This is a genomic window from Krasilnikoviella flava (assembly GCF_900167525.1).
Classification (GTDB): Bacteria; Actinomycetota; Actinomycetes; order Actinomycetales; family Cellulomonadaceae; genus Isoptericola; species Isoptericola flavus.
The window spans coordinates 547,796-555,544 of record NZ_FUZQ01000004.1 but is presented as its reverse complement, the minus strand read 5'-3'; the positions used below and the strand labels follow the sequence as shown (position 1 = coordinate 555,544).

Sequence of the window (7,749 nt, the reverse complement as noted above, 5' to 3'; positions counted from 1 at the left end):
CCCGACCTGCCGTACGACTACAGCGCCCTGGAGCCGCACATCAGCGGCAAGATCATGGAGCTGCACCACGACAAGCACCACGCCGCCTACGTCACCGGCGCCAACACCGCCCTGGACAAGCTCGCCGAGGCCCGCGAGTCCGGCGACCTCGCCGCGGTGAACCTGCACGAGAAGAACCTCGCGTTCAACCTCGGCGGCCACACCAACCACACCGTCTTCTGGCACAACCTGTCCCCCGAGGGCGGCGGCCAGCCCGAGGGCGAGCTCGCCGAGGCCGTCAAGGACGCCTTCGGCTCCTTCTCGACGTTCCAGGCGCAGTTCACCGCCGTCGCCACCGGCATCCAGGGCTCCGGCTGGGCCGTGCTCGGCTGGGACTCCATCGGCCAGCGCCTCGCCATCTTCCAGCTCTTCGACCAGCAGGCCAACGTGCCCGTCGGCATCACCCCGCTGTTCATGCTGGACATGTGGGAGCACGCCTTCTACCTCGACTACCTCAACGTCAAGGCCGACTACGTCAAGGCCGTGTGGAACATCGCCAACTGGCAGGACGTCGCCGACCGCCTGCAGCGCGCCCGCACCCAGACCGCCGGGCTGATCGTCCCCGCCTGACGGCTCACACCGGTCAAGCACGTCGGGACCCGGCATGCGAAGGGCCCTGCACGCCTCAGCGTGCGGGGCCCTTTCACGCTGCGATCGCGCCGCTCAGCCCTGGCCGAACTCCTTGTACGGGACGACCTCGTCGTCCGCCGGCGCTGTGATGTCGACGGGCTCGCCCCACCTGCTGAAGGAGGACTCGACGACCATCTCCTGTCCGGCGACCTCCATCGTGATGTCGGCCTGGACGGGCAGCCCCTCGGGCGCCACCTTGTAGACGACCGTCATCTCGCCGACCTGGGCCGCCGTCGACGCGTCGACGCCCGCCGCGCCGTTCTCGATCTTCGCCGGGTCCAGGGTGACGCTGTACACCTCGGTCTCGAGGTCCCCGACCCGCTCCGTGCCGGTGTGCTCGAAGGAGGTGACGGCGTCCGCCATCGCCTCGGCCTGGGCGGCCGCGTCCATCGACTCCATCGAGTCGAAGGTGCCTGCCATCGCCGGGTCGTCCGCCATCTCCTCCATGGTGAGCGACAGGTACTTGCCCTGGGTCATCTCACCCATGGAGAGGTAGATCGTGCCGTCGACCAGGACGATGTCCATGTCCGTGCCCATCACGGCCATGGACATGTGCATCGACGACTCCTCGAGCGTGGCGCCGTAGGAGAGGTCGGCGCTGGTGGTGCTCTCGCTCATCCCTGCGGCGTCGGCGAGCTCGCCCGCGTACGTCAGCTCCAGGTGCGACGTGGAGGCCTTCTCCTGCGCGGCCTGCATCTGCGTCGCGAGCTCGGTGAGGTCCGCCGCCGTCGCGACCTCGGCGACCTCGGCCTGAGCGCCCGCGTCGCCGGCGGGCGACCCGGCAGGCTTCTCGGTCCCGCAGGCGCTCAGGCTGAGGGCGACCAGGCCGGCAGATGCCAGTGCCACGGTCTTCTGGGGGACGCGCATGCTGCTCCTTCTCAAGGAATGGTGAGGTGCCATTCCACCACGCTGCACCGGGCCGCCGTGGAGCTCCGATGGTCTCTGCGCCTGATCGTTGTCGATCCGTGTCCGGGCTGTCACAGGGACGAACGAGGGCCCCTCACGCGAAGCTGCGTGAGGGGCCCTCGCCCGACGTGCGTCGGTGTGCGCTCAGTGCGCGTGCTGCCCGCGGCTGAACTCGAACACCCAGCCGACGAGGCCGATGACCCCGAGGATGAAGCCGATGTACAGCACCCACCAGCCCACGGCCAGCCCGAGGAAGGCCACCGCGGCCGCGGCGGCGATGACGAGCGGCCACCAGCTCCACGGCGAGTACACGCCCTGGTCACCGGCGCCCTGCTCGATCTCGCCCTCCTCGTCGTCCTCCGGCCGGGGGTCGATCCGGCGGGCAGTAAGGGCGAGGTAGGCGCCCACCATGGCGACCAGCGCACCCACGAGCGGGATGCCGAGGTAGCCGACCGGCTCCTCGAAGCCGGTGAACAGGCCGTACAGCACGCCCACCGCGACGAAGAACGGGGCGAGGAACAGGAAGAGCTTGATCTCGATCTTCACTTGCGGTTCTCCTCCTCGTCGTCGATCACGGTGGTGGTCGACTGGGCGGCCGACGACTGCGCGCTGTCACGACGCTCCTCGACCAGGCCCTGGTGCCCCCGTCGGTCGGGGTCGCCGTACACCGCGTCCAGCCCGCCGTGACCCGGCGCCTGCTCCATCGCCGCGACCTCGGGGTGGTGCAGGTCGAACGCCGGCGACTCCGAGCGGATGCGCGGGAGCGAGGTGAAGTTGTGCCGCGGCGGCGGGCAGCTGGTGGCCCACTCGAGCGAGCGGCCGTAGCCCCACGGGTCGTCGACGGTCACCTTCGGCGCGTTGCGCCACGTGGTGTACACGTTCCAGAGGAACGGAAGGGTCGACGCGGCCAGGAGGAACGCACCGATGGTCGACACCTGGTTCTCCCAGGTGAAGCCCTCCTCAGGCATGTAGTCGGCGTAGCGGCGGGCCATGCCCTCGACGCCCAGCCAGTGCTGGATGAGGAAGGTCATGTGGAAGCCGATGAACAGCATCCAGAAGTGGATCTTGCCGAGCCGCTCGTTGAGCATCCGGCCCGTGAACTTCGGCCACCAGAAGTAGAAGCCGGCGAACATCGCGAACACCACGGTGCCGAAGACGACGTAGTGGAAGTGCGCCACCACGAAGTACGAGTCGGACAGGTGGAAGTCCAGGGCGGGGCTCGACAGGATGATGCCGGTCAGGCCACCGAAGAGGAAGGTCACGAGGAAGCCGATCGACCACAGCATGGGTGTCTCGAACGTGAGCTTCCCGCGCCACATCGTCCCGATCCAGTTGAAGAACTTCACGCCCGTCGGGATGGCGATCAGCATCGTCATGAAGGCGAAGAAGGGCAGGAGCACCGCGCCTGTGACGTACATGTGGTGGGCCCACACGGTCACCGACAGCGCCGCGATGGCGATCGTCGCGTAGATCAGGCCCTTGTAGCCGAAGATCGGCTTGCGGCTGAAGACCGGGAAGATCTCCGACACGATGCCGAAGAACGGCAGCGCGATGATGTACACCTCGGGGTGCCCGAAGAACCAGAACAGGTGCTGCCAGAGGATCGCACCGCCGTTCTCGGGGTTGAAGACCTGTGCCCCGAGCCGACGGTCGGCGCCCAGCGCGAAGAGCGCGGAGGCCAGCGGCGGGAAGGCCATCAGCACGAGCAGGCTCGTGACGAGCGTGTTCCACGTGAAGATCGGCATCCGGAACATGGTCATGCCCGGCGCGCGCATCGTGATGATCGTGGTGATGAAGTTGACGGCACCGAGAATGGTGCCGAAGCCCGCCAGCGCGAGGCCGAACACCCAGAGGTCTCCCCCTAGCCCTGGACTGAACGTCGTGTTCGACAACGGGGCGTACGCGAACCAGCCGAACGACGCGGCACCCTGCGGGGTGAAGAAGCCCGCCCCGGCGATGAGGCCGCCGAAGAGGAACAGCCAGTACGCGAACATGTTCAGCCGCGGGAACGCGACGTCGGGCGCACCGATCTGCAGCGGCATGATCACGTTGGCGAAGCCTGCGAACAGCGGCGTCGCGAACAACAGCAGCATGATCGTGCCGTGCATCGTGAAGAGCTGGTTGTACTGCTCCTTGCTCTGCACCACCTGGAGGCCGGGCATGAACAGCTCGGCACGGATCAGCAGAGCGAGAATGCCCCCCACGGCGAACCAGATGAACGACGTGATGAGGTACATGTACCCGATCGTCTTGTGGTCGGTGGAGGTGATCCACTTGACCACGGTGCGACCGAGGTTCTGGCGCTTGGGCGCGAGGCCGGGGATGGCCTCTGCGTCGTACGCGGTGGCTGTCGTGGCCGCCATCAGTTCTCGACCTCCGGGAGCGTCTCGTCCTGCGAGAAGTTCGCGTCGTGCTGCTGACGGTTGAGGTCGAGCCCGAGCTCGCCCGTCTGACCGGCGTCGCGCAGCTCGTCCATGTGGGCGTCGTAGTCCGCCTGCGAGACGACCTTGACGTTGAAGAGCATCCCGGAGTGGAACTCACCGCAGAGCTCCGCACACTTGCCGGCATACGTGCCTTCGCGGGTCGGCGTGACCTGGAAGGTGTTCGTGCGGCCCGGGATCATGTCCTGCTTGTACAGGAAGGCGGGGATCCAGAACGAGTGGATGACGTCGCGGGAGTCCAGCGTGAACTCGACCGTCTGGTCGACCGGGAGATACAGCGTCGGGACGTCCTTCGACGTGCCGGGCGCACCGTCCACCTCGTCGTCGATCGTCTGACCACCGACGTCCAGCAGGTGCTGGCCGGAGTCGTAGACGTCGGAGTCCAGGTAGTTGAAGTCCCAGCTCCACTGCTTGCCGATGACCTGGATGTTCACGTCCGGCTCGGCGCTGGTGTCCTGCACCGCCGACATGTCGCGGTCCGTGAAGAAGAACAGGACCAGGATCATGATGGTCGGCACAGCCGTGTACATGATCTCCAGCGGCATGTGGTAGCGCGTCTGAATCGGGAGCTGGTGGTCGTCCCGGCGCTTGCGGTAGGCGGCGACGCACCAGAGCATCAGGCCCCACGTGAGCACCCCGACGATCAGGGCCGCGATCCACGAGCCGACCCAGAGGTTCGTGATCCTCTCGGTCTGGTTGGTCACCTCCCCGTCGCTGTAGCCGGGCAGGTATCCGCGCTGGACGGAGTCGCTGGCACAGCCGGAGGCCAACACCGCGACGGCGCCGGCGATCGCCGTCGCGCGCAGGATGACCCGCCGGGTGCGGGTGGGGCTCTTCGAGTGCAAGGGAGGCCTTTCACGTCACGTCCTGACCGACCGCCACGGCCCCTCTGGGCAACAGGCACGCGGACAGGACCTTCGTCCTCGATGAAGTGCAGCCTAGCGCGCCCGGAGCAGGTTCGACGCCGCAAAAGCCCCCTCGAGGCGTGACTCTTTGCGCACGGGACGTCCACATCTCCCTGTTGCACACACACCCCTGGGGTGTGTCAGATCGTTACCCCACGGTGTCAGATCGTCAGCGTCCGCCCGAGAGCGGCCGACCCGCCCCTCGGACCGGCCGAAGATGGCACGATCGTGCCCCGGGCGCGGGTCTCGCGCCCGGCCGACGGCCGCCCGCGGGCCGTCGGACCGCACGTCAGCCCCACGGAGCACGCCTGTGACCGACACCACCGGCCCGACACGGCCCTCCTCGTCCGCGGGCACGCCCGGCACGGGCACGGCCGGCGCGCGCGTGCACCTGGACAACGGGGGCGGCGCCCGGCTGCACCCGCTCGCCCGTCAGGCCCTCCTGCAGGCGCTCGACGACGGCTGGGCCGACCCGCACCGCCTGCACACCGAGGGGCGTCGGGCCGCGCGGCTCCTCGACGGCGCGCGCGAGGCGGTCGCGGACGTCCTGGGGGCACGAACCGAGGAGGTGCGGTTCACGGCCAGCCACACGACCGCCCTGCGCGCGGCGGTGCTGGGCACCGCTCAGGCGCGGCGCCGCACGGGCGGCGACGTCGTCGTCGGTGGCACCGAGCGGGCCGCGGTGCTGCACGCGGCGTCGGCAGCGTCGAGCGCCCACGGTGGCGCGCGCGTGGTGGTGGGCGTCGACCACTACGGCCGCGTCGACCTCGACGCCCTCACGGCCGCCGTCGCACGTCCCGGCGTCGCGCTCGCCGCTCTCCAGCACGCCAACGGCGAGGTCGGCACCCGGCAGCCGCTGCGCGCCGCGCACGGCGCCGCCCGCATCGCGGGCGTCCCGCTGCTGGTGGACGCCGGCGCGTCCCTCGGCCACGACGTCGTCCCCGATGCCTGGGACCTCCTCGCCGCACACCCGGCCGACTGGGGCGGGCCCGCCGGCGTGGGCGTGCTCGCGGTCCGCCAGCGGGTGCGCACCGTCCCGCCGGAGCCGGAGGACGCCGACCCGTGGGCGCCCGGCGGGGTGAGCGTGCCCGCCGCGTTCGCGGCGGCCGTCGCGCTGCAGGCGACGACCGCCGACCGGGCCGCCGAGGACGAGCGCCGGCGCCGCCTCACGGACCGGGTGCGGGCGGCCGTCGCCGCCGTCCCCGACGTCGAGGTGGTGGGCGACCCGGACGACCGGCTCCCCCACGTCGTGACCTTCTCGTGCCTGTACGTGGACGGCGAGGCGCTGGTGACCGAGCTCGACCGGGCGGGGTTCGCCGTCGGCTCGGGCTCGGCCTGCACGGCGAGCACCCTGGAGCCGTCGCACGTGCTCGCGGCGATGGGGGTGCTCACGCACGGCAACGTGCGGGTCGCTCTCGACCGGTCGACGACCGACGACGACGTCGACCGCTTCCTCGCCGTGCTGCCGGGCGCCGTGCAGCACGTGCGGGACGTGCTCGGGGTGGCCGGGCTGTGAGCGCCCACGACGACGTGATGGTGGTCGACGCCCGCGGGCTGCGCTGCCCGCTGCCGGTGATCCGGCTGGCCGCGGCGGCCCGCGAGCTGCCCGCGGGGACGCTCGTCACCGTGCTGTCCACCGACCCGGCGGCTCGACACGACGTGCCGGCGTGGGCCCGTATGCGCGGGCACGCGATGGTCGGGGACATGCTCGGGGAGACGGACGCGGCCGGGACGGACGCTCCCGTGTGGTCGCTCACCGTGCGGCTCGGCTCCGGCGCCTGACGGCACGCCGCCGGGGCGGACGGCGAAGGCCCGGCCACCCCACGGGGGCGGCCGGGCCTTCGAGATCGCTCAGCGGCTCAGCTGAACGAGCCGCCGCAGGCGCACGCGCTGCCCGCGTTCGGGTTGTCGATCGTGAAGCCCTGCTTCTCGATGGTGTCCGCGAAGTCGATCTTGGCGCCCTCGAGGTAGGGCACGCTCATGCGGTCGACCACGACCTCGACCCCGTCGAAGTCGCGCAGCGCGTCACCGTCGAGGATGCGCTCGTCGAAGTAGAGCTGGTAGATCAGGCCGGAACAGCCGCCGGGCTGGACGGCCACACGCAGACGAAGATCGTCGCGGCCCTCCTGCTCGAGGAGGCTGCGGACCTTGCCGGCGGCGACGTCGGACAGGTCCACGCCGTGCGTGGAGATCTCGGTGGTGTCGGTCATGCTTTCCTCCAACAGGCGGACCGGTACGGCTGTTCCCGATCCTACGCGCGAATCTCGCGGACGCGATGACGCGGGTCACAGGGCGCGTTGCGCCGGAGCGTCATGCCCAGGACGGCGCCCAGGTCCGGGCGGCGCGCCGGGTTGCCGCCACGGCGTCGGGACCGGTCTCGTGCACGCCGCTGATCCCGGCCCCGGACCACTCGCGACGGGAGACCTCGCTGTGGCCGGCGAGCACGACGACCGGCAGCGCGAGCGGCGCGGCGGCGGACACGGCGGCGGGCACCGGCCCGGAGTGCAAGGTCGTGGCGTCCAGCACCGGCACGTGCACGACGACGAGGTCCGCCGCCGCGGCGGCGCCGGCCAGCGGGCCGTCCCCCGGCCCCGCGACCTTCGTCAGGCCGAGCGAGCCGAGCGGCACGAACACACCGGCAGGGCGACCGCCGCCGGGCTCGTCCTCCGACCGCGCGGGCAGGGCGACGACCTCGACGTCGCACGCGGGTGCGGCGTCGCGCCACGCCGCGCCGAGCGCGACGGCCAGGTCGTCGGCGTCCCCGCCGACGCACAGCAGCACCCGCATCGCACGGTCCGTCCCGAGAGCCATCCCGAGATCGTGGCACA

9 protein-coding genes are annotated in these 7,749 nt (G+C 70.7%); 3 read left to right on the top strand and 6 right to left on the bottom strand.

From position 1 onward, the window contains the following. On the top strand, positions 1-609 hold a 609-nt coding region (locus B5Y66_RS13530; RefSeq protein WP_079574988.1), incomplete at its 5' end, for a superoxide dismutase. A 93-nt stretch (positions 610-702) separates the two neighbouring features. Here B5Y66_RS13530 and B5Y66_RS13525 read toward each other — a convergent pair. From B5Y66_RS13525 to ctaC, 4 genes are all read right to left on the bottom strand, one after another. After that, positions 703-1,536 (bottom strand): hypothetical protein, encoded by an 834-nt coding sequence (locus tag B5Y66_RS13525; protein WP_079574987.1) that lies wholly within the window; start codon positions 1,534-1,536, stop codon positions 703-705. A gap of 183 nt (positions 1,537-1,719) precedes the next feature. Further along, positions 1,720-2,121 carry a cytochrome c oxidase subunit 4 gene (locus B5Y66_RS13520; protein ID WP_079574986.1) on the bottom strand — a complete coding sequence of 134 codons (402 nt, stop codon included), beginning with the start codon at positions 2,119-2,121 and terminating at the stop codon, positions 1,720-1,722. After that, a complete protein-coding gene (gene ctaD / locus B5Y66_RS13515) occupies positions 2,118-3,938 on the bottom strand; it encodes an aa3-type cytochrome oxidase subunit I (protein WP_079574985.1) in 1,821 nt (606 codons plus the stop codon). The genes B5Y66_RS13520 and ctaD overlap by 4 nt, the downstream gene beginning before the upstream one ends. Then, complete coding sequence (ctaC, locus tag B5Y66_RS13510; RefSeq protein WP_079574984.1) at positions 3,938-4,861, bottom strand: aa3-type cytochrome oxidase subunit II; 924 nt, start codon at positions 4,859-4,861, stop codon at positions 3,938-3,940. The genes ctaD and ctaC overlap by 1 nt, the downstream gene beginning before the upstream one ends. A gap of 370 nt (positions 4,862-5,231) precedes the next feature. Here ctaC and B5Y66_RS13505 point away from each other — a divergent pair, with 370 nt between their 5' ends. After that, complete coding sequence (locus tag B5Y66_RS13505) at positions 5,232-6,437, top strand: cysteine desulfurase family protein (protein WP_322788701.1); 1,206 nt, start codon at positions 5,232-5,234, stop codon at positions 6,435-6,437. A 17-nt stretch (positions 6,438-6,454) separates the two neighbouring features. Next, positions 6,455-6,703, top strand: a complete 249-nt coding sequence (locus B5Y66_RS13500) for a sulfurtransferase TusA family protein (protein ID WP_079575049.1) — start codon at positions 6,455-6,457, stop codon at positions 6,701-6,703. Positions 6,704-6,780: 77 nt separating this feature from the next. Here B5Y66_RS13500 and B5Y66_RS13495 read toward each other — a convergent pair whose 3' ends face one another. Both B5Y66_RS13495 and B5Y66_RS13490 read right to left on the bottom strand, forming a co-directional pair. Beyond that, a complete protein-coding gene (locus tag B5Y66_RS13495) occupies positions 6,781-7,131 on the bottom strand; it encodes a HesB/IscA family protein (protein WP_079574982.1) in 351 nt (116 codons plus the stop codon). Positions 7,132-7,231: 100 nt separating this feature from the next. Next, positions 7,232-7,732, bottom strand: a complete 501-nt coding sequence (locus B5Y66_RS13490; RefSeq protein WP_139820874.1) for a hypothetical protein — start codon at positions 7,730-7,732, stop codon at positions 7,232-7,234. Positions 7,733-7,749 lie beyond the last annotated feature (17 nt).